The sequence below is a fragment of the Streptomyces sp. NPDC046261 genome (assembly GCF_040646235.1).
GTDB lineage: Bacteria > Actinomycetota > Actinomycetes > Streptomycetales > Streptomycetaceae > Streptomyces.
Genome location: NZ_JBEYZU010000003.1, coordinates 292,294 through 311,674, shown reverse-complemented (window position 1 = coordinate 311,674; position 19,381 = coordinate 292,294). Strand labels below are relative to the sequence as shown.

The window sequence follows — 19,381 nt, the reverse complement described above, 5'->3', positions numbered from 1 at the left end:
CAGCGCCCGGCTGTTCGACTGTTCACGGAGTGACCACTGATGAACAAGCGCACGTGTACCGCCCTGGCCACGGTGGTGGCGGCCACCTTCGCCCTCGGGGCGACCGGCTGTGCCGACCGGCAGAACTCAGCCGACAGGGGAGCCAGGAACCCCGTCGCCGCCCAGGCAGGCGCGGTGATCGGCGGCACTCCACAGAAGGGCGGCACCCTCACGGTGCTCTCCAACCAGGACTTCACGCACCTCGACCCGGCCCGCAACTGGGTCATGAGCGACATGGACTTCGGGACCCGGCTGCTCTACCGCACCCTGGTGACGTACAAGGCGGCGCCCGGAACGCAGGGCGGTCAGCTGGTCCCCGACCTCGCCACCGACCTCGGCACCCCCTCGAACGACGCCAGGACCTGGACCTTCCACCTCAAGCAGGGCGTCGCCTACGAGGACGGCTCGCCCGTCACCGCGCAGGACATCAAGTACAACGTGGAGCGGTCCTTCTCCCCCGACCTGCCCGGCGGCGCCGACTACGCGGCCCGCTACCTCGCCGGCGCCGAGGGCTACCGGGGCCCCGCCGGAGGAAAGCACCTGGACTCGGTCAGGACGCCGGACGACCGCACCATCGTCTTCGAACTGCGCAAGCCCTTCGCGGAGTTCCCCTACGCCACGGTGATGCCGACGTTCGCGCCCGTACCGCGGGCGCGGGACAACGGCCCGCGGTACGACAACCGCCCGTTCTCCTCCGGCCCGTACAAGATCGACTCCTACGCGCGGAACAAGAAGCTCGTCCTCGTGCGCAACGACAAGTGGGACCCCAGGACGGACGAAGTCCGCAAGGCCTACCCGGACAAGCTGGTCGTCCTCATGGGACTCAAGCAGAACCAGATCGACGACCGGATGATCGCGAGCCAGGGCGCCGACGCCTCCGCCGTCCCCTGGTACGCCCTGCGGCCGGAAAGCGCGGCCAAGGTGCTGCCGGACGACCGGGTCACCCGGCGGCTGATCGCCGAGTCCCAGAACTGCACGGACATGGTGCAGATGCACACCGGCCGGGCCCCCTTCGACGACGTCAGGGTGCGCCGGGCCGTGCAGTACGCCCTCGACCGGGACGCCGTCCTGACCGCCTCCGGCGGCCCCGCCTTCAACGACCCGTCGACCGCCTACATGCCCGCCACACTCTTCGGCGGCAAACAGCCCGACACCCTGAAGATCCCCGTCGACGGCGACATCGCAAAGGCCAGAGCGCTGCTGAAGGAGGCCGGCAAGCCGGACGGCCTGTCCACCAAGCTGACCGTGTCCTCGGGCGACAAGGGCCGGGCCGAGGCGATACAGCAGTCCCTGTCCAAGGCCGGCATCAAGGTCACCATCGAGACCGTGGACCCGTCCGCGTTCTACGCCACCATCGGCGACACCAAGAACCGCACTGACATGGTCTACACCGGCTGGTGCCCGGACTACCCCTCCGGCTCGACCTTCCTGCCCTTCGTCTTCGACGGCCGCTTCATCAAGGAGAAGGGCAACTCCGGCAACCACTCCCTCTTCCGCGACGAGGCGACGATGCGGCGGATGGACGAGATCGCCGCCATGACCGACACCCGGCAGGCCGCCCGGGCGTGGCAGCAGATGGACGGTGACATCCTCGCCAAGGCCCCGACCGTGCCGGTGCTGGTCCGGCGGTGGCCGCTGGTCCTGGGCACCAACATCGCCGGCGGGTACGGGCACACCTCCTTCGGCGGCCAGCTCGACTACGCCACCGTCGGTCTCAAAGACCCCGCCAAGAGCCAGAGCTGAGGGCCGGCACACACCATGACCACCACCACGCCCCCGCCCGCGGCGGCCGTACCCGCCGGCAGCGGCCCCTGGCGGCTCGCCCTCGCCGAACTGCGCCGCCGCACCGCCGTCAAGGTCTCCCTCGTCGTCGTCACGTTCTTCCTGCTGATGGCGGCGGGCGCCCCGCTGCTGAGCTCGCTCGCCGGCTTCTCGCCCGAGGAGTTCGACAAGACCGCCGTCGACCCCTACCTGGGCGGCAGGCCCATCGGCCCGCTCGGCGGCATCTCCGCCGACCACTGGCTCGGCGTCGAACCCGTCACCGGCCGCGACCTGTTCGCCCGCGTCGTGCACGGCGCGCAGGTCTCGCTGCTCATCGCGCTGACCGCCACCGCGATCGTCGTCGTCGCCGGAACGGCGGCCGGCATCGCGGCGGGCTACTTCGGCGGCCGCACCGACACCGTCCTGTCCCGCCTGATGGACCTCACCATGTCCTTCCCCTCCCTCATCTTCATGATCGCCATGATGTCGGTCGCCAAGGACGTCAACCGCGTCCTGCTGATGACCGTCGTCATCGGGCTGTTCGGCTGGCCCGGCATCGCCCGCGTCGTCCGCGGCCAGACCCTCTCGCTCAAGCACCGCGAGTACGTCGACGCCGCCCGCGTCGGCGGCTCGGGCCCCTGGCGCATCCTCACCCGCGACATCCTCCCCGGCGTCGCGGGGCCCGTCATCGCCTACACCACCCTGATCGTCCCCGGCATGATCGCCACCGAGGCGGCCCTGAGCTACCTGGGCGTCGGCGTCCGCCCGCCCACCCCCTCCTGGGGCCAGATGATCGCCGAGAGCGTCGCCTTCTACGACACGGATCCCATGTACTTCATCATCCCGAGCGGCTGCCTGTTCCTGACGGTGCTCGCCTTCACCCTGCTCGGCGACGCCCTGCGCGACGTCCTCGACCCGAGGAGCGCCCGCACATGATCCTCTACCTCGGCCGCCGGATCCTCGCCGTCGCCGGCGTGCTCCTCGCCATCGCCGCCGTCACCTTCACCATCTTCTACGTCCTGCCCTCCGACCCCGCGGCCGCCGCCTGCGGCAAGTCGTGCAGCGCCGACCGGCTGGAGGCGATCCGCGCCCACATGGGCCTGGACCGGCCGTTGTGGCGGCAGTTCGCCGACTTCGTCACCGGGATCTTCACCGGCCGCACCATGGGCAGCGGCCAGTACGCCCTGCACTGCCGCTTCCCCTGCCTCGGTTACTCGTACGAGAACTCCGAGGCCGTCTGGGACCTGCTCATGGACCGCCTGCCGGTCTCGGCGTCCCTGGCCGTGGGCGCGGCCGTGCTCTGGCTGGTGCTCGGCCTGGGCGCCGGTGTCACCGCGGCCCTGCGCAAGGACACCCTCACCGACCGTGCCCTGATGGTCGGCGCCGTCGCCGCCGCGTCCCTGCCGGTGTACTTCACCTCGATGATGCTGATCTACGGCCTGATCCGGGTGGCCGGGCTGCTGCCGTACCCGCAGTACGTACCGCTGGGCGACGACCCCCTGCACTGGGCGTCCAACCTGCTCCTGCCCTGGCTGGCGCTGGCCGTGCTGTACGCCGCCATGTACGCGCGCCAGAGCCGCAGTTCGATGATCGAAACCATGGCGGAGCCGTACATCCGCACCGCCCGCGCCAAGGGGCTGCCCCGCCGCACCGTCGTCGTCAAGCACGGGCTGCGGGCCGGCATGACCCCGGTCCTCACCCTCTTCGGCATGGATCTGGGCGGGCTGCTGGCGGGCGCGGTCATCACCGAGTCCATCTTCGGGCTGCCCGGCATCGGGCGCCTCTTCTACGGCGCCCTGTCCACCGGCGACCAGCCCGTCATCCTCGGCGTGACGCTCCTGGCCGCCGCCTTCATCGTCGTCGCCAACCTGGCCGTCGACCTGCTCTACGCCGTCGTCGACCCGCGAGTGAGGTACTGATGGGCGCCACCACGCGAGATCAGCCCCTGCTGTCCGTCACGGACCTGACCGTCACCTTCCCCACCCGGCGCGGGCCGGTACGGGCCGTGGACTCGCTCGGCTTCTCGGTGCGCCGCGGACAGACCCTCGGCATCGTCGGCGAGTCCGGCTCCGGCAAGTCCGTCACCTCCATGGCGGTGATGGGCCTGCACACCGGCGCCGAGGTCACCGGCTCCATCGCCCTGGACGGCCGGGAGCTGACCGGCCTGTCCGAGCGCGAGCTCGGCCGGCTGCGGGGCCGCCGCATGGCGATGATCTTCCAGGACCCGCTCTCCAGCCTCCACCCCTTCTACACGGTCGGCGAACAGATAGCCGAACACCATCGCGTCCACTTCGGCTCCCGCCGCGCGGCGGCCCGCAGGAAGGCCGTGGAGATGCTGGGCGAGGTCGGCATCCCGGAGCCCGCGCGGCGCGCCGGCGAGTATCCCCACCAGTTCTCCGGCGGCATGCGCCAGCGCGTGATGATCGCCATGGCCCTCGCCTGCGAGCCCGACCTGCTCATCGCCGACGAGCCCACCACCGCCCTCGACGTCACCGTCCAGGCACAGATCCTGGAGCTGATCGCCCGCCTGCAGCAGGAGCGCGGGCTCGCCGTCGTCCTGATCACCCACGACCTCGGCGTCGTCGCCCGCGTCGCGCAGGAGGTGCTGGTGATGTACGGCGGGAGGGCGGCGGAACAGGCCGCGGTGGACGAGCTGTTCGCCGACCCGGCCCACCCCTACACCCGGGGCCTGCTCGACTCCCTGCCCCGCCTCGACGACAGCGACGAGGCGCCCCTGCGGGCCATTCCCGGCAGCCCTCCCTCGCTGCTGGCCCCCGCCCCCGGCTGCGCCTTCGCCCCGCGCTGCCCGCGCGCGGCGGCCGCGACACCGGACGAGCGCGAGCACTGCGCGCAAGCCAGGCCCGAACTCCGCGCTCTGCGGACCCATCTGGTTGCCTGTCACCTCTCCCCGCACTCCCCCGCCCCTGGAGGCACCCGATGACCGCCGCCGCTCCCCTGCTCTCCGTGCGGGACGTGACCATGACCTTCCCCGGCGGACGGGGCCGCCCGGCGCCCGTACGGGCCGTCGACGGCGTCTCCTTCGACGTGGCGGCCGGCGAGACCCTGGGGCTGGTCGGGGAGTCCGGCTGCGGCAAGTCCACCACCGGCCGCATGATCGTCCGGCTCCTCGAACCGACCGCCGGATCCATCACCTTCGACGGCCGCGACATCAGCCGGCTCGGCCGGCGCGAGCTGCGGCCCCTGCGCCGGCACCTGCAGATGGTCTTCCAGGACCCGCACTCCTCCCTCAACCCACGCCAGACCGTGGCCCGGGTCATCGCCGACCCGCTGCTGGCCCAGGGCACGCCGGCCGCCCAGGCGCGCGAGCGGGCCGTGGAACTGATGGAGCTGGTGGGGCTGATCCCCGAGCACATCGACCGCTATCCGCACGAGTTCTCCGGCGGCCAGGCGCAGCGCATCGGCATCGCCCGCTCGCTGGCCACGGGCCCGCGGCTGGTCGTCGCCGACGAGCCGGTCTCGGCGCTCGACGTCTCCGTACAGGCCCAGATCGTCAACCTGATGGAGCGGCTGCAGCGGGAGCTCGGGCTCGCGTACCTCTTCATCGCCCATGACCTGTCGGTGGTGAAGCGGGTGTGCGACCGGGTGGCCGTGATGTACCTGGGGCGGATCGTCGAGATCGGTGACAAGGAGCGGGTGTACTCGGCCCCGGCCCATCCGTACACCCGTGCGCTGCTCTCCGCCGTTCCGTTGCCGGACCCGGCGGCCGAACGGGCGCGGGAGCGCATCACCCTGCTCGGCGACCCGCCGAGCCCGGCGTCTCCCCCGCCCGGCTGCACGTTCCATCCGCGCTGCCCGAAGGCGCGGGAGGTGTGCCGGACGGAGGCACCGCTGCTGCGGATCGCGACCCCGGGCGAGGGGCGGCAGGTGGCCTGCCACTTCCCCGGCGCGGACTGAGCGCCACGGGCCACGTGCCCGTGCCGATGCGTCCCGTGTGAACAACCGATTGCGCCTGAGGGGTTGTCAGTAACATTTCACATTACTACGTTACACATCACATGGCGGCTCTTCAGCCCCCCAAGTGCCTTCCGCCACAGGGCAGTTGACGCCCCCATGCGCAACCCCCCTCTCACCTCCCACACAGGAGTCATCGGTGTTCCAGTCGAGAACTCTGCGCAGATCCCTGCTCACCGCGGCGATATCCGTGACGCTCTGTGCCACGGCGGTCCAGCCCGGTTCCGCGGCCCCCTCTCCACCCTCCGCACCCTCTGTCCCCTCCCCCGTCGCAGGGGCCGCGGGCGGGCGCCTCGCCGCTCCGGAGCCGAACCCCTTCGACGAGGTCAAGCGCCTCGCCGACGCCCCGCGCCCCGCCATCCAGTCCCCCTCCACGCCCGGCGGACTGTCGGACGGGCGTGTCCCCGGCGCCCGTACGCCCGAGCCGAAGGCCACGGCCCTCGTGCCCCGCGCCACGCTGGGCGGCGTCGCCGTTCCCTGCACGCTCGACGGCGTCACGGGCCTGGACCCGGAGCGGTTCGCCGACTTCCTCGCCGATCCGGCCGTCACGGCCGACGGCTGTCTGCGGGAGCTGATCTGGAAGTGGGACCGGCGGCTGGCCCCCGTCATGTCGAAGGCGCACGTCCAGGCCGTCTCCCGGCGGATCGAGCGGCTGGCCGGCGGCCACGACGGCAAGAACGGCAGCCACCTCCTGGAGATGTTCACCTACCTCCACGCCGTGGCCTACCACGACTTCTCCCGCGACGAGATCGACGTCACCGACGCCCCCACCGTGGACGCGATGCGCCGCGCGGTGCACTCCTTCGGCACGGCCGCCCGCACCTTCGACGTCACCCGCGCCAACGCCGAGACCTTGCGCGAGGCCCTCTACGCCGCCAGCGCCCCCGGCCTGCGCCAGCACCAGCTCCCGCTGATCAAGCGCGTCCTGACGACCATGGACGCCGCGCACCCCGAGACCGCCAAGGACACCTCCTGGGCCGGTGCCACGCTCGCCGCGCTCTCGCTGAGCTACCTCGGGGTCTACCCCGGCAACAACGACACCGCCTTCCACGCGGCCGTCACCGCCGACGCCTCCTACCGCGCCGCCCTCAGGGCCTTCGCCGGCCACACCCACCTCAAGGGCACGGCCAACGCGTGGGTGGTGCGGGACGCCCTGGGCGAGTACGGGCGGATGGGGCAGGTCGCCGCCCTCAAGAGCGAGATCACCACGGGGCTGGGCGCCCTGCTGCCCACCACCGTCCACAACTTCGGCGAGGGCAGTCAGCCCTGGGCGAAGGTCGTCACCTGGCTCAACGAGTTCGGCGCGTGCAAGCAGCACAACGTGTGCAAGGCCGACATCGAGCGCCGTATCTTCCCCTCCACGTACACCTACGACAACGGCGCCATCAAGGTCCGCACCGCCCTGCCGCGCACCACCGTCGACCGCCTCTACTACGCGAGCAAGCAGGTCAAGGCGCAGTTCCACCGGGTCCTGGGCACCGAGCAGCCGCTGGCGGGCGACCCCAACACCTCGCTGAACATCGTGCTGTACGCCTCCCGCGCCGACTACGAGACCTACCACCCGCTCCTGACGGGCATGGACACCAACAACGGCGGCATCTACATCGAGAACGGCGCCACCTTCTACACCTACGAGCGCCGCGTCCCGCAGGACTCCACGCTCACGCTGGAGGAGCTGTTCCGCCACGAGTACACGCACTACCTCAACGGCCGCTGGGCCGTGCCCGGCTTCTTCGGCCAGGGCCCCTGGTACCAGGGAGACCGCACCACCGCGATGGACGAGGGCACGGCCGAGTTCTTCGACGGCGCCACCCGCGACGACGGCATCAAGGTCCGCAAGTCGCTGGTCCAGAGCATCATCAACGACACCGCGGGCGGCACCAAGCCGCGCATGAGTGTGTACCGGCTGCTGCACGCGACGTACGACGGGGACGGCTTCCGCTTCTACGCGTACGCCGGGACGTTCTTCGAGTTCCTCTGGGCGGAGCGCCCGTCACTGCTCACGGAGATGTACAGCCGCGTCCGGGCCGACGACGTGGCGGGCTTCGACGCCTGGCGCGACCGGCTCGGCAGGGACACGGGCGTACAGCGCGCCTACGACGCCTTCCTGGACCGGCAGATCGCCAAGGTCAAGGACCTGTACGTGCCGAACACCACGTTCACGCCCGTCGGCCAGCTGGACGCCGGGCATCCCGCCACGATCCGGGCGTCCTTCAAGGCCACGACCGGCATGGCGCCCGAATGCCGCACCAACGAGGCCCCGCAGCGGCCCCGCTTCACCTGCACCGGCCGCGTCACGGCCACCCTGAGCGACCCGGGCAACGCCGACCTGGTCTTCAAGGACATGTCCGAGACGGTTGACTACTTCATCCTCGACCGCGCGAAGAAGGGCACCAACAACTTCGCCGACATGAACTGCTCGTTCGGCAAGGTCGACATCTGGTCCGGCCGGGCCGCGGGATCGGCCGACTTCACCTGCGAGGGCCCGCTACGGAGCTGACCGCCCGGGGCTCGACGCTGAAGTCGAACGCGACGGTGCCGGGGTCCACGGCCGTCACCCCGCCGTCGACCGTGAGCACCGCGCCGTTGACGAAGGAGGCGGCGGGCGAGAGCAGCCAGGCGATCGCCTCGGCGACCTCCACCGGGTCGCCGGGGCGGCCGGCGGGGACGAGCCGCGTCGCCGCCTCGTACGCCGCGTCGACGCCGCCGTCCCCGAGCCCGGCCTCGTCGGCGAAGCGCGTCATCCGCCGGTCGGCCATCTCGGTGCGCACCCAGCTGGGGCACACGGTGTTGGCGCGCAGCCCCTGGTGCCCGTAGTCGACGGCGAGGGAACGGCACAGCTGGAGCAGCGCCGCCTTGGACGTGGCGTAGGCGGCGTTGCCCCTGCCGTTGCGCAGCGCGGAGACCGAGGCGACGGCGACGACCGAGCCGCGCGTCCGCAACAGGTGCGGCAGCGCGGCGCGCTGGAGCAGGAAGGGGCCGGTGACGTTGACGCGCATCACGGTCTCGAAGTCCTCGAGCGACAGGTCGCCGACGCCTCCGCCGCGGGCCACGCCCGCGTTGAGCACCACGCCGTCGAGCCGGCCGTAGGCGTCCACGGTGGTGTCGACGAGTTCCTGGACGGCCTGGGGGTCGCCCATGTCGGAGGGGTGGGCGAGGGCTCCGGTCTCCTCGGCGACGCGCCGCAGCACCTCGGCCCGCCGCCCGGAGATCACCACCTTGTGCCCGGCCTCGCGCAGCAGCCGCGCGGTGGCGGCGCCGATGCCCGTTCCCCCGCCGGTGACGATGAAAACTCGCTGGTCCGCCATGGTCGTTCAGCCTCCCGAGTGGTCGTCCGCGACGTGCGCGGCCAGCTTACGTGGTACGGCCAAGCAACGGTCCGGCGCGTGCCGTCGTCCCGGTCAGCAGTACTGGAAGACGGGTTCGAGGACGTCCGCCAGGGTGCTCTTGACGGCATCGCGGTGCCGCAGGGGGACCGCGTCGGCGCCGGCGTGCGGGCGGATTCCCCGGTCGGCGAGGAGGTAGAGCATGCGCAGCGTGCGCATGCAGTTGGAGGCGTACGGCGGCGTGGGGCCGCCGGGGAGAGCGGCGAAGGCGGCCCTGATCGGCGCCAGCCAGGCGAGCGCCTGCTCCTGGTCGAGCTCGGGCCGGGTGAGGGTCAGGGCGATGGCCCGGGCGAGCCGGTCGTCCTCCTGCTCCTCGAAGACGTAGTCGGTGCGCGCCAGCAGGCGTGCGGCGGCCAGGTCGAGCATCCGCGCGGGGTCCACCGCGGGGTGGAGGCCGAACCGGGCGAGGAGGTCCGCGCCGTGGGCCACGGCGTGCAGCCAGCCGAGCCCGGCGTCATGGCCCCGCAGGTCGGTCTCCGCCGGGTACCAGCGCTCGAAGGCGGCCTGCCACCGCGGGGAGTGGTCCCCGCGCGCGACGATCATGGCGAGCACGAGCGGGGCGAACGTACGGGCCTGGATCTCCGGGTCGGTGAAGCGGGCCGCCATCCGGTCGCCCAGCGCGGTACGGAGCTCCCCGGCGATGACGTCGCGCCCGATCCAGGTGCGCAGGACCACGTACGGAGCTCCGTCGCGCACCTCGGGGTCGGGGTCGCGCAGGGCCAGGGACAGCTCCCGCACGAGCTCGTCGAGGGGGAGGTCGCGGGGGACGGCGCAGTCCGCCTCCCATACCGTCTGCCAGTTGATCATGGTTCAGGTTAAGCCGGACGGGAGCGTCCGGACCAGGGGTGGAGCCCGGCATCCGCCGGTGGCCCTACGCCCGCGGCCCGACGCGCGGCGGGCGGCCGCGCCGGTAGCGTCGGGCCGCGTGGAGATCACCGAACCGGTCCGCGCCCCGGAACAGCGCAAGCGCGACGTGCTGGAGAGGCTGCGCCGCGAGCTGGACATCTGGGTCGCCTCGGCCGACGACGAGGGCGTGCCGTGCCTGGTCCCCCTGTGGTTCGTGTGGGACGGCGAGGCGGTCTGGCTGTCCACCCGCGCCGGCAACCCGACCGGCCGCAACCTGCGGCGCAACGGCCGCACCCGCCTCGCGCTGGGGCACACCCGCGATGTCGTGCTGCTGGACGGCACGGTGGAGACGTTCGCCGCCGCGGAGGTGCCGGCCCCGGCGGCGGAGGCGTTCACGGCGAAGACGGGCTGGGACCCGCGCGTGACCAGCGCGTCGTACGTCTACTTCAAGGTGGTGCCGCGGGCGGTGCAGGCGTGGCACGAGGAGCATGAGCTCCCGGGCCGGCACCTGATGCGCGACGGCCGCTGGGTCGTCTGACCGTCGCGCGTCACCGGGCCTCCCGGTCCCGGTCGTAGGTGTGGAACCCGCGGCCCGTCTTGCGGCCGAGCAGGCCCGCCTCCACCATGCGCCGCAGCAGCGGGGGCGGGGCGTAGAGGGGTTCCCTGAACTCCTCGTACAGCGATTGGGCGATGGCCACGACGGTGTCCAGGCCGATCAGGTCGGCGAGCTTGAGCGGGCCCATCGGGTGGGCGCAGCCGAGCTCCATTCCCGCGTCGACGTCGGCGGCGGTGGCGAAGCCGGACTCGGCCATGCGGACGGCCGAGAGGAGGTAGGGGATCAGCAGGGCGTTGACGACGAATCCCGTCCGGTCCTGGGAGCGGATGGTGGTCTTGCCCAGGGTGTCGCGGGCGAAGGTCTCGACGGCGGTGACGGTCCGCGCAGCCGTGTGCAGGGACGGGACGACCTCCACCAGGGGCAGGACGGGCACGGGGTTGAAGAAGTGCAGTCCGAGGACGTGGTCGGCGCGTTGGGTGGCCATGCCGAGGCGCATGACGGGGATGGCGGAGGTGTTGGTGGCCAGGATCGCGCCGGGGTCCTGGACGATCTTGTCGAGGGCGGCGAAGACCTCGGTCTTCGCGTCGGTGTTCTCCACGACGGCCTCGATGACGAGGTGCCGGTCGGCGAGGTCGTCGAGGCCGGCGGTGAAGGCGAGGCGGGTGAGGGCGTCCTCGGCGGACGGCCGGTCCAGCTTGCCCCGCTGAACCGCTCGTTCGAGGGAGGCGGTCACGCGTTCGCGAGCCCGTCGGGCGGCGGTGGCGTCGGCCTCGCAGACCACGGTGTGGAGCCCGGCGCGGGCGCAGACCTCGGCGATCCCGGCGCCCATCTGGCCGCCGCCGACGACGCCGACGCGCGTGATGGTGCCGCTCATGACGGTGCCTCCGACCGGGCGGGCGCGGTGGTGGGCGGGAAGGTGAGCATGCGGGTCTCCTCAGGCGGAGCGACAGGGTCCGGGCGGGGCGGGCCGGGGCCTGGCCCGGCCCGCCCGGGGTTCCTAGTGGAACTGCTCCTCCTCGGTGGAGCCGGTCAGCGCGGTGGTCGAGGAGGCGGGGTTGACGGCGGTGGAGACGAGGTCGAAGTAGCCGGTGCCGACCTCGCGCTGGTGCCTGACCGCGGTGAAGCCGTGCCGCTGCGCGGCGAACTCGCGCTCCTGCAGGTCGACGTAGGCGGTCATGCCGTGCTCGGCGTAGCCGCGGGCCAGGTCGAACATGCCGTGGTTGAGGGAGTGGAAGCCGGCCAGGGTGATGAACTGGAAGCGGTAGCCCATCGCCCCCAGCTCCCGCTGGAACTTGGCGATCTGGTCGTCGTCGAGGGCCGCCTTCCAGTTGAAGGACGGCGAGCAGTTGTAGGCGAGCATCTGGTCCGGGTGCTCCGCGTGGACGGCCTCGGCGAACTCCCGGGCCTGGGCCAGGTCCGGGGTGCCGGTCTCCACCCAGAGGAGGTCGGCGTAGGGGGCGTAGGCCAGGCCGCGGGCGATGACGGGGGCCATGCCGTTCTCGACCCGGTAGAAGCCCTCGGCGGTCCGCTCTCCGGTGACGAACCGGGCGTCGCGCTCGTCCACGTCGCTGGTCAGCAGGTTCGCGGCGAGCGCGTCGGTGCGCGCCACGATGAGGGTGGGGACGTCGGCGATGTCGGCGGCGAGGCGGGCCGCGTTGAGGGTGCGGATGTGCTGGGCGGTGGGGACGAGGACCTTGCCGCCGAGGTGGCCGCACTTCTTCTCGGAGGCGAGCTGGTCCTCGTAGTGGATGCCGGCCGCGCCGGCGGCGATCATCGCCTTGGTCAGTTCGAAGGCGTTGAGCGGCCCGCCGAATCCGGCCTCGGCGTCGGCGACGATCGGCGCGAGCCAGTCGACGTCGTCCTGGCCGCCCTCGGCGGTGGCGATCTGGTCGGCGCGCAGCAGCGCGTTGTTGATCCGGCGGACCACCTGCGGCACGGAGTTGACGGGGTAGAGGCTCTGGTCGGGGTAGGTGTGGCCGGCCTGGTTGGCGTCGGCGGCCACCTGCCAGCCGGAGAGGTAGATGGCCTGGAGCCCGGCCCTGACCTGCTGGACGGCCTGGCCGCCGGTGAGCGCGCCGAGCGCGTGGACGTAGTCCCGTTCGTGCAGTTGCCGCCACAGGCGCTCGGCGCCGCGCCGGGCCAGGGTGTACTCCTCACGGACGCTGCCCGACAGCCGTACGACGTCCTGTGCGGTGTAGGTGCGCTCGATGCCCTTCCACCGCGGGTCCGTCGCCCATCGCCGGGCCAGCTCTTCGGCCGTCGCCGTCGTCGTCCCTGCCTGCGCCATGACCGTCTCCCGGATTCCGTTGAGATCACACGGTTGTTGTGAAGTGTGCGTGGGGATGTCACTGAGTGACGTGCTGTGGGTGCGGCCCGCCGCCCTCCGGGTGGTGAAGCGGTGAGCAATGCGCCCGGAGCCGTGATGCCGCCGGGTGCGGCGGGCCGCACTGAGACTCTCCCAGTGGCACTGGGTGCCAACAACCGTGGAGCGTTGCCAAGTTCTGCACATCTTCCGGCCGACTTCTGCCAATCTTGCCAACACCGGTTGGACCATGGACGGCAGGCACGGGACAGGGGAGAGCGGTGGGCAGGACATACGCGGGAGCGCGGCTGCGGCGGTTGCGTGAGGAGCGGCGGCTCAGTCAGGCGGAGCTGGCGCGTGTCCTGGCCATCTCCCCCAGCTACCTCAACCAGATGGAGCACGACTCCCGGCCGCTGACCGTACCGGTGCTGCTGCGGCTGACCGAGGCGTTCGGCGTCGACCCGGGCTTCTTCTCCGAGCGCGACACCAGCAGACTCGTCGCCGACCTGCGCGAAGTGCTCGCCACCGAGGTCGACGCGGCCCGGGTGTCACCGTCCGACCTCGCCGAACTGGCCTCGCGCATGCCGGCCGTGGCCTCGGTCCTGCTCGACCTCGGCCGGCGCGGCCAGGCCCTGGCGGAGCGGCTGGCCGAAGCCGCGGAGGCGCGCGGCCACGAGGACCCGGCCCTGCCGCGCTCCCCGCACGAGGAGATCCGGGAGTTCTTCTACCGGCGGCAGAACTACCTGCACGAAACCGACCTCGCGGCCGAGGAACTGGCCCATGCCCTGGGCGTCCGGCCCGGCGAGGCGCTGCGGGCGCTCTCCGCGCGCCTGGCCGAACGGCACGGGGTGCGGCTGGCGGCGGACTGCGACCGGCTGCACCACTACGACCCGGCCACGCGCGTCCTGCACCTGTCCAACCGGCTGCGCCCCGGCCAGCAGGCTTTCCGCATGGCCACCCAGCTCGCGCTGCTGGAGTTCGGCGACGGGCTGTCCGCGCTGGCGTCCCAGGACTACGCGGAGGGCTCCGCCACCTGGTCCCTCGCCAGGATCGGCATCGCCAACTACTTCGCCGCCGCGCTGATCCTGCCGTACCGCGCCTTCCACGCCGCCGCGGAGGAGGTCCGCTACGACATCGAGCGGCTCACCGACCGCTTCGGCCTCGGCTACGAGACCGTCTGCCACCGCCTCAGCACCCTCCAGCGACCGCGCCTGCGCGGGGTGCCGTTCTCCTTCGTCCGGGTGGACCGCGCCGGCAACATGTCCAAGCGCCAGTCCGCCACCGGCTTCCACTTCTCCCGCGCGGGTGGCACCTGTCCCCTGTGGAACGTGTACGAGGCGTTCGCCGCCCCCGGCCGGATCCACGTCCAGATCGCCGCCATGCCGGACGGACAGCGCTATCTGTGGACCGCCCGGGCGGTGACCCGGCACCGCGGGGGCTGGGGCGAGCCGGGCAAGACGTTCGCCATCGGCCTGGGCTGCGAGGTCCGGCACGCCTCCCGGCTCGTCTACTCCGACGGGCTCGACCTCGGCAACACGTCCGCGGCCACCCCCATCGGCATGGGCTGCCGCGTCTGCGAACGCCTCGACTGCCCGCAACGCGCGGTGCCGCCGCTGGGCCGGCCACTGAGCATCGACGAGAACAGCAGCACCTTCGTGCCGTACCCGGTCGCGGACGGCACGGACTGACGAGGCCGGGGGTGGACGCGCGGCGCCCGTCAGACGGGGGTGAAGCCACGGCCGCGCACGAATTCCCGGGTGATTCGGGTGAAGGCCCGGGCGGCGGCGCTGCGGTAGGCCGCCTCACGCCATAGGAGGGTGACGGCCCGGGCCGGCAGGGCCGGCTCCAGGGGCACCGGGGTCAGGTGCGGGTGGTCGTGGGTGATGGCGTCGGGCAGCACGGTGGCCAGCGGGGTGCGCCGGACGATCTCGGTGAGGGCCTGGATCGAGTTGGCCTCCACCGAGATGTGCGGCCGTACCTGGTGGGCGGCGAAGTAGGCGTTGATGTGCCCGCGGGTGGCGAAGTCCCCGCTGAGCAGCGCGAGGTGCCGGTCGGCGAGGTCGCGCACGGGCAGCGGCTCCTTGCGGGCCGCACCGGCCCGGTGGGCGCCGGTGACGAGGCTGAGGGTCTCGGTGAAGAGGGCGGTCGCGGTGATGCCGGGCAGGTGGGGGCCGTGGAAGGCGATGCCGAGGTCGACCTCGTCGGCCAGGAGCCCGGATTCGATGCGGTCCTGGGTCATCTCCTTGACGTCCAGGGTGATGCCCGGGTGGCGGGCGTGGAGTTCGGCGGTGAGAGGGCCGACGAGATAGGCGGTGAAGGTGGGGGTGACGGCCAGCCGCAGGTGACCGCGGGAGAGGTCGGCCACGTCCAGCACCGCGCGCTCGGCCGCCGCCAGGTCGCGCAGGGCGCGGCGCGCGTAGTGCACGTACGTCTCGCCCGCGTCGGTGAGCCGTACGGTGCGGCCGGTGCGGTCGAGGAGCTGGGCGCCGACGGTGCGCTCGAGCTGTTTGATCTGCTGGGAGAGCGTGGGCTGGGAGATGCGCAGGTCTTCGGCGGCGCGGGTGAAGTTGGCGTGCTCGGCGACGGCGAGCAGATAGCGCAGGTGACGGAGTTCCAGGGCCATAGCCTCGACTATAGATGTCATCGATAGCTGTCATGGTTATTGCGTCTTGGACGCTATAGGTGCAGGTCATGCATGGTGGATCTCGTCAGCCCCTCGGGGCCGGCAAGCCACCGAAGGGAGTGACCATGCAAGACCTCACCGAGGGCGTCTCGCGGTTCCGGCGGGACGTCTACCCGGCCAAGGCGGAGCTCTTCGCCCGTCTGGCCGCGACCCACCGGCCGACGACGCTGTTCATCAGCTGCTCGGACGCCCGTGTGGTGCCGGAGCTGATCACCCAGAGCGAGCCGGGTGATCTCTTCGTCATCCGCACCGCCGGCAACCTCGTCCCGGCCTACTCCCCCGGCCCGGACGGGGTGGCGGCCAGCATCGAGTACGCCGTCGCCGTCCTGGGCGTCCGCGACATCGTGGTGTGCGGGCACTCCGCCTGCGGGGCGATGACCGCGCTCGCCGAGAACCACGACCTGAGCGCCGCTCCCGCGATCGCCGACTGGCTGCGCCACGCGGACGCCGCCCGGGCCCGCGCCGCCGGGGCCGGTGCGCGGACGGTGGACGCCCTGGTGCGCGAGAACGTGGCCGCCCAGCTGGCGAACCTGGCCACCCACCCCTCGGTGGCCCGCGCCCTGGCCGCCCGCACGCTCACCGTGCGCGGCTGGGTCTACGACATCCCCGGCGGCACCGTCGAGGAACTCGACGCCCCCGGCCACCCTGCGACCCTCGCCGCCTGACCCCTACCTCCCCAGAACCCGCCCATCCCCTCCGGAGGGATCGGCCCATCCGAAAGGAACCCTTCTCATGGTGCACGCGCAGTTCGACCCCACCGCCCGCGAGGCCCTGGCCAACACCGCCGTCGAGGCCAAGATCCGCAAGAACCTGACCTGGCAGCAGATCTCCGACGCCTCCGGCCTGTCGGTCGCCTTCACCACCGCCGCGGTCCTCGGCCAGCACCCGCTGCCCGAGGCTTCGGCCAAGGCCGTCGCCGAGCTCCTGGGCCTGGACGACGACGCGGCGCTGCTGCTGCAGACCATCCCGACGCGCGGTTCGATCCCCGGCGGCATCCCCACCGACCCGACCATCTACCGCTTCTACGAGATGCTCCAGGTCTACGGCACCACTCTCAAGGCCCTGGTCCACGAGCAGTTCGGCGACGGCATCATCTCCGCGATCAACTTCAAGCTGGACGTGAAGAAGGTCGCCGACCCCGAGGGCGGCGAGCGCGCGGTCATCACCCTGGACGGCAAGTACCTGCCGACCAAGCCCTTCTGATCCGCCCGATCCGCCTGCGCCCGGGGCGGGCCGGCGACGACGCCGGCCCGCCCCTGGCCCCGCCCACCCACCTCTCGAGGAATTCTCATGGACTTCGCACAGCGCACCATCGACATCGCCCGCCGCAACGTCGAAGAGGGCGGCCGGCCGTTCGCGACCGTCATCGTCAAGGACGGCGACATCCTGGCCGAGAGCCCGAACAAGGTCGCCCAGACGAACGACCCGACCGCGCACGCGGAAATCCTCGCCATCCGTGAGGCGTGCGTGAAGCTGGGCACCGAGCACCTGACCGGCACCACCATCTACGTCCTGGCCCATCCCTGCCCGATGTGCCTGGGGTCCCTGTACTACTGCTCGCCGGACGAGGTCGTCTTCCTCACCACGCGCGACGCCTACGAGCCGCACTACGTCGACGACCGCAAGTACTTCGAACTCGACACCTTCTACGCCGAATTCGCCAAGGACTACACCGAGCGGCGCCTGCCCATGCGCTACGAGGCGCGCGACGCCGCGGTCGAGGTCTACCGAACCTGGCAGCGGCGCAACGGCGGCGAAAGGACGGTTGCGCTGTCAATCCGGTGATCCGCCACCCCTCGGCACCAGATGGAAGACCCGGATCCCCCGGTCGCCCGCCCGCGCCGCATAGTGGTCGTACAACGGCAGGATCGCCAGGATCCGGGCGCGCTCGGCACGTTGTGCGGCGGGGGACAGCCGGTGGGCGATGACCTGGTGGGTACGGCCCCCACAGGTCACCGTGGCCTCCGGCCGGTGCCGCAGGTTGGTGCTCCAGTCCGGTTGGTGGGCACGGCCGAAGTTGGTGGCGACGACGAGCCAGCTGCCGTCGGTGTAGCGGTAGGCACACAGCGGGGTGATGTGCGGGCGGCCGCTGCGGTGGCCGGTGGTGGTGAGCAGCACGCTCGGCAGGAAGAGGCGGCTGGGGATCCAGCGCCCGCCGGTCAGCCGGTGCGCGGCCCGGTCCACGCGGGGCAGAAGGTGCGGTGCGAGCCACAGGAAGAGCCGGGTGGTGCCCACGCGGACGACGACCGGGTGGACGCGCCGGGTGCGGCCGCTCATGCGACGGGCCAGGCGGAGAAGGCGCGTTCGGCCAGGGCGGTGACGGTGAGCGCCGGATTGCAGCCCAGGTTGGCCGGGACGACCGAGGCGTCGGCGATGTGCAGCGTGGGGTGGCCGTGCACACGGTGGCCGGGGTCGACGACGCTGGTGCGCGGGTCCGTACCGATCGGGCAGCCGCCGAGCAGGTGGGCGGTGAACGGCAGCCCCAGAAGGGTGTTCCACCACCAGCCGTAGGCACTGCCCGCGATGCGTCCCGCGAAGTCGCGGGCCACGGCCTCGGCGGCCGGCAGCCGGGCCGGCTCCCCCGGTCCCTCGTCCGGGGTGAAGACCAGGTGCCCGTGCCGGAGCCGGCTGGTGAGTGCCGACTCCCGTGCCTCCATGGCCAGCAGCACCGCCGTGCGCCTGCCGAAGTGCCCCAGCGGCCACCGCCGCAGCGCGCCGGCGCCGCCGCCGGGCAGCGGGCACAGCAGGGCCGCCAGCGGATGGGACCCGCCGCCGACCCGGCACAGTTGCACCAGCGTGGCTCCGTCGGCGTACAGCTCCGAGCTGACGGCGACGCCGGGCCCGACGTCGAAGCCGGGCGCCGACACGGCGAGGAGCACCTCGCGGTTGGTGCGGGTGCGGCTGCCGAGCGCGGCCGGCAGGCCCGGCAGCGTACCGGCGGCCCGGCAGCGGTGCAGCAACTCCACGGTGCCCCAGGCGCCCGCGGCCAGGACGACATGATCCGCGCGGAGGGTGGTGGCGCGCGGGCGCGGTGCCAGCGTGCCGCTGGGTACGGTCCGTACGTGCCAGCCGCCGCCGGGCCGGGGGGTAAGGGCGGTCACCGTGGTCAGCGGCCGGATGCGGGCGCCCAGCTGCTCGGCCAGGTGGAGGTAGTTCTTCACGAGGGTGTTCTTCGCGCCCACCCGGCAGCCCAGGACGCACCGCGCGCACCCCGTGCAGCCGGTGCGCTCGGGGCCCCGTCCGGCGAAGTACGGGTCGGGGACCGCACGGCCGGGGGCGCCGAAGTACACGCCGACCCGGGTGGACCGGAAGGAGGCGCCTGCCGATCCGGGGTCGGCGGCCACCTGGCACAGCACACCGTCTCCCGTATCCGGCCCGACGGGCAGCGGCCCCTGGGCTGTGCCCAGCATGCGCTCGGCCAGCGCGTAGAAGGGGGCGAGTTCACCGGCCCAGTCGACGGTCCGGTCCCACCCCGCGCGACGGAAGGCGTCCTCGGTGGGCCGGTGGAGCACACCGGCGTACGCCAGGGAACCGCCGCCGACGCCGATGCCCGTCAGGGCCAGCAGGTGTCGGCGCACCCGGACGCGGACGATGCCGGTCAGCCCGAGCCGGGGCGCCCACAGGATGCGGTGTGCCTGCCAGGGCGAGTCGGCGAAGTCGGTGTCGGCGAAGCGCCGCCCGGCCTCGAGGACGGTCACCCGGTAGCCCTTCTCGACGAGCCGCAGCGCGGCCACGGCACCGCCGAAGCCGGACCCCACGACCACGACTTCGCCGCCTGCCACCATGGGTAGGTATGTACCCGGCCGGATACCCCCGAACTCCCGCTGGGTGAGGTG

At 72.4% G+C, this 19,381-nt stretch carries 18 protein-coding genes; 11 read left to right on the top strand and 7 right to left on the bottom strand.

The genetic code is table 11. The features are described from left to right. The first annotated feature begins 39 nt into the window (after nt 1–39). The 6 genes from ABZ956_RS08220 (at nt 40) to ABZ956_RS08195 (ending at nt 8,272) form a co-directional block, all read left to right on the top strand. Nucleotides 40–1,782 (top strand): ABC transporter substrate-binding protein, encoded by a 1,743-nt coding sequence (locus ABZ956_RS08220; RefSeq protein WP_361888737.1) that lies wholly within the window; start codon nt 40–42, stop codon nt 1,780–1,782. A 15-nt stretch (nt 1,783–1,797) separates the two neighbouring features. After that, complete coding sequence (locus ABZ956_RS08215) at nt 1,798–2,736, top strand: ABC transporter permease (RefSeq protein ID WP_361888734.1); 939 nt, start codon at nt 1,798–1,800, stop codon at nt 2,734–2,736. Further along, nucleotides 2,733–3,719: an ABC transporter permease gene (locus tag ABZ956_RS08210; protein WP_361888731.1), complete on the top strand. Its 987-nt coding sequence runs from the start codon at nt 2,733–2,735 to the stop codon at nt 3,717–3,719. Before ABZ956_RS08215 ends, ABZ956_RS08210 begins: the two co-directional genes overlap by 4 nt. Continuing rightward, nucleotides 3,719–4,741: an ABC transporter ATP-binding protein gene (locus ABZ956_RS08205; protein WP_361888729.1), complete on the top strand. Its 1,023-nt coding sequence runs from the start codon at nt 3,719–3,721 to the stop codon at nt 4,739–4,741. The genes ABZ956_RS08210 and ABZ956_RS08205 overlap by 1 nt, the downstream gene beginning before the upstream one ends. Next, entirely contained in the window at nt 4,738–5,715 is a 978-nt protein-coding gene (locus ABZ956_RS08200; RefSeq protein ID WP_361888726.1) for an ABC transporter ATP-binding protein, read from the top strand. The genes ABZ956_RS08205 and ABZ956_RS08200 overlap by 4 nt, the downstream gene beginning before the upstream one ends. A 196-nt stretch (nt 5,716–5,911) precedes the next feature. Further along, complete coding sequence (locus ABZ956_RS08195; RefSeq protein WP_361888724.1) at nt 5,912–8,272, top strand: collagenase; 2,361 nt, start codon at nt 5,912–5,914, stop codon at nt 8,270–8,272. Here ABZ956_RS08195 and ABZ956_RS08190 read toward each other — a convergent pair. Next, nucleotides 8,244–9,080, bottom strand: a complete 837-nt coding sequence (locus ABZ956_RS08190) for an SDR family oxidoreductase (protein ID WP_361888721.1) — start codon at nt 9,078–9,080, stop codon at nt 8,244–8,246. The two genes, ABZ956_RS08195 and ABZ956_RS08190, sit on opposite strands and share 29 nt — an antisense overlap. Before the next feature lie 93 nt (nt 9,081–9,173). After that, on the bottom strand, nt 9,174–9,965 hold the full coding sequence (locus ABZ956_RS08185; protein ID WP_361888718.1) for a DUF2785 domain-containing protein: 792 nt from the start codon (nt 9,963–9,965) through the stop codon (nt 9,174–9,176). Nucleotides 9,966–10,083: 118 nt separating this feature from the next. Here ABZ956_RS08185 and ABZ956_RS08180 point away from each other — a divergent pair, with 118 nt between their 5' ends. Continuing rightward, nucleotides 10,084–10,542, top strand: coding sequence for a pyridoxamine 5'-phosphate oxidase family protein (locus ABZ956_RS08180; RefSeq protein WP_361888715.1), 459 nt, complete (start codon nt 10,084–10,086; stop codon nt 10,540–10,542). A gap of 10 nt (nt 10,543–10,552) precedes the next feature. Here the strand turns inward: ABZ956_RS08180 and ABZ956_RS08175 are convergent, their stop codons facing one another. Next, entirely contained in the window at nt 10,553–11,434 is an 882-nt protein-coding gene (locus ABZ956_RS08175) for a 3-hydroxybutyryl-CoA dehydrogenase (RefSeq protein WP_361888712.1), read from the bottom strand. A 123-nt stretch (nt 11,435–11,557) separates the two neighbouring features. Further along, nucleotides 11,558–12,847, bottom strand: a complete 1,290-nt coding sequence (gene aceA / locus ABZ956_RS08170; protein ID WP_361888709.1) for an isocitrate lyase — start codon at nt 12,845–12,847, stop codon at nt 11,558–11,560. A gap of 296 nt (nt 12,848–13,143) precedes the next feature. Between aceA and ABZ956_RS08165 the strand changes: the two genes are divergently transcribed. Continuing rightward, nucleotides 13,144–14,550, top strand: coding sequence for a short-chain fatty acyl-CoA regulator family protein (locus ABZ956_RS08165; RefSeq protein ID WP_361888706.1), 1,407 nt, complete (start codon nt 13,144–13,146; stop codon nt 14,548–14,550). Nucleotides 14,551–14,579: 29 nt separating this feature from the next. Here the strand turns inward: ABZ956_RS08165 and cynR are convergent, their stop codons facing one another. Beyond that, entirely contained in the window at nt 14,580–15,485 is a 906-nt protein-coding gene (gene cynR / locus ABZ956_RS08160) for a transcriptional regulator CynR (RefSeq protein WP_361888703.1), read from the bottom strand. Between the two features lie 125 nt (nt 15,486–15,610). On the opposite strand from cynR, the gene ABZ956_RS08155 reads away from it, so the two are divergent. From ABZ956_RS08155 to ABZ956_RS08145, 3 genes are all read left to right on the top strand, one after another. Next, nucleotides 15,611–16,210 carry a carbonic anhydrase gene (locus ABZ956_RS08155; protein ID WP_361888701.1) on the top strand — a complete coding sequence of 200 codons (600 nt, stop codon included), beginning with the start codon at nt 15,611–15,613 and terminating at the stop codon, nt 16,208–16,210. Nucleotides 16,211–16,277: 67 nt separating this feature from the next. Then, nucleotides 16,278–16,748 (top strand): cyanase, encoded by a 471-nt coding sequence (gene cynS, locus ABZ956_RS08150; RefSeq protein ID WP_361888698.1) that lies wholly within the window; start codon nt 16,278–16,280, stop codon nt 16,746–16,748. Between the two features lie 87 nt (nt 16,749–16,835). Continuing rightward, complete coding sequence (locus tag ABZ956_RS08145; protein ID WP_361888695.1) at nt 16,836–17,330, top strand: nucleoside deaminase; 495 nt, start codon at nt 16,836–16,838, stop codon at nt 17,328–17,330. Here the strand turns inward: ABZ956_RS08145 and ABZ956_RS08140 are convergent. Next, nucleotides 17,319–17,822 (bottom strand): nitroreductase family deazaflavin-dependent oxidoreductase, encoded by a 504-nt coding sequence (locus ABZ956_RS08140; RefSeq protein WP_361888692.1) that lies wholly within the window; start codon nt 17,820–17,822, stop codon nt 17,319–17,321. The genes ABZ956_RS08145 and ABZ956_RS08140 overlap by 12 nt on opposite strands. Next, nucleotides 17,819–19,330 (bottom strand): FAD-dependent oxidoreductase, encoded by a 1,512-nt coding sequence (locus tag ABZ956_RS08135; protein WP_361888689.1) that lies wholly within the window; start codon nt 19,328–19,330, stop codon nt 17,819–17,821. The genes ABZ956_RS08140 and ABZ956_RS08135 overlap by 4 nt, the downstream gene beginning before the upstream one ends. Nucleotides 19,331–19,381: the final 51 nt, after the last annotated feature.

Excerpts from the sequence above, each read along its gene's own strand:
- ABZ956_RS08220 (WP_361888737.1), top strand. The coding sequence starts at position 40 with ATGAACAAGCGCACGTGTACCGCCCTGGCCACGGTGGTGGCGGCCACC.
- ABZ956_RS08215 (WP_361888734.1), top strand. The coding sequence starts at position 1,798 with ATGACCACCACCACGCCCCCGCCCGCGGCGGCCGTACCCGCCGGCAGC.
- ABZ956_RS08210 (WP_361888731.1), top strand. The coding sequence starts at position 2,733 with ATGATCCTCTACCTCGGCCGCCGGATCCTCGCCGTCGCCGGCGTGCTC.
- ABZ956_RS08205 (WP_361888729.1), top strand. The coding sequence starts at position 3,719 with ATGGGCGCCACCACGCGAGATCAGCCCCTGCTGTCCGTCACGGACCTG.
- ABZ956_RS08200 (WP_361888726.1), top strand. The coding sequence starts at position 4,738 with ATGACCGCCGCCGCTCCCCTGCTCTCCGTGCGGGACGTGACCATGACC.
- ABZ956_RS08190 (WP_361888721.1), bottom strand. The coding sequence starts at position 9,080 with ATGGCGGACCAGCGAGTTTTCATCGTCACCGGCGGGGGAACGGGCATC.
- ABZ956_RS08185 (WP_361888718.1), bottom strand. The coding sequence starts at position 9,965 with ATGATCAACTGGCAGACGGTATGGGAGGCGGACTGCGCCGTCCCCCGC.
- ABZ956_RS08175 (WP_361888712.1), bottom strand. The coding sequence starts at position 11,434 with ATGAGCGGCACCATCACGCGCGTCGGCGTCGTCGGCGGCGGCCAGATG.
- aceA (WP_361888709.1), bottom strand. The coding sequence starts at position 12,847 with ATGGCGCAGGCAGGGACGACGACGGCGACGGCCGAAGAGCTGGCCCGG.
- cynR (WP_361888703.1), bottom strand. The coding sequence starts at position 15,485 with ATGGCCCTGGAACTCCGTCACCTGCGCTATCTGCTCGCCGTCGCCGAG.
- ABZ956_RS08155 (WP_361888701.1), top strand. The coding sequence starts at position 15,611 with ATGCAAGACCTCACCGAGGGCGTCTCGCGGTTCCGGCGGGACGTCTAC.
- cynS (WP_361888698.1), top strand. The coding sequence starts at position 16,278 with ATGGTGCACGCGCAGTTCGACCCCACCGCCCGCGAGGCCCTGGCCAAC.
- ABZ956_RS08145 (WP_361888695.1), top strand. The coding sequence starts at position 16,836 with ATGGACTTCGCACAGCGCACCATCGACATCGCCCGCCGCAACGTCGAA.
- ABZ956_RS08140 (WP_361888692.1), bottom strand. The coding sequence starts at position 17,822 with ATGAGCGGCCGCACCCGGCGCGTCCACCCGGTCGTCGTCCGCGTGGGC.
- ABZ956_RS08135 (WP_361888689.1), bottom strand. The coding sequence starts at position 19,330 with ATGGTGGCAGGCGGCGAAGTCGTGGTCGTGGGGTCCGGCTTCGGCGGT.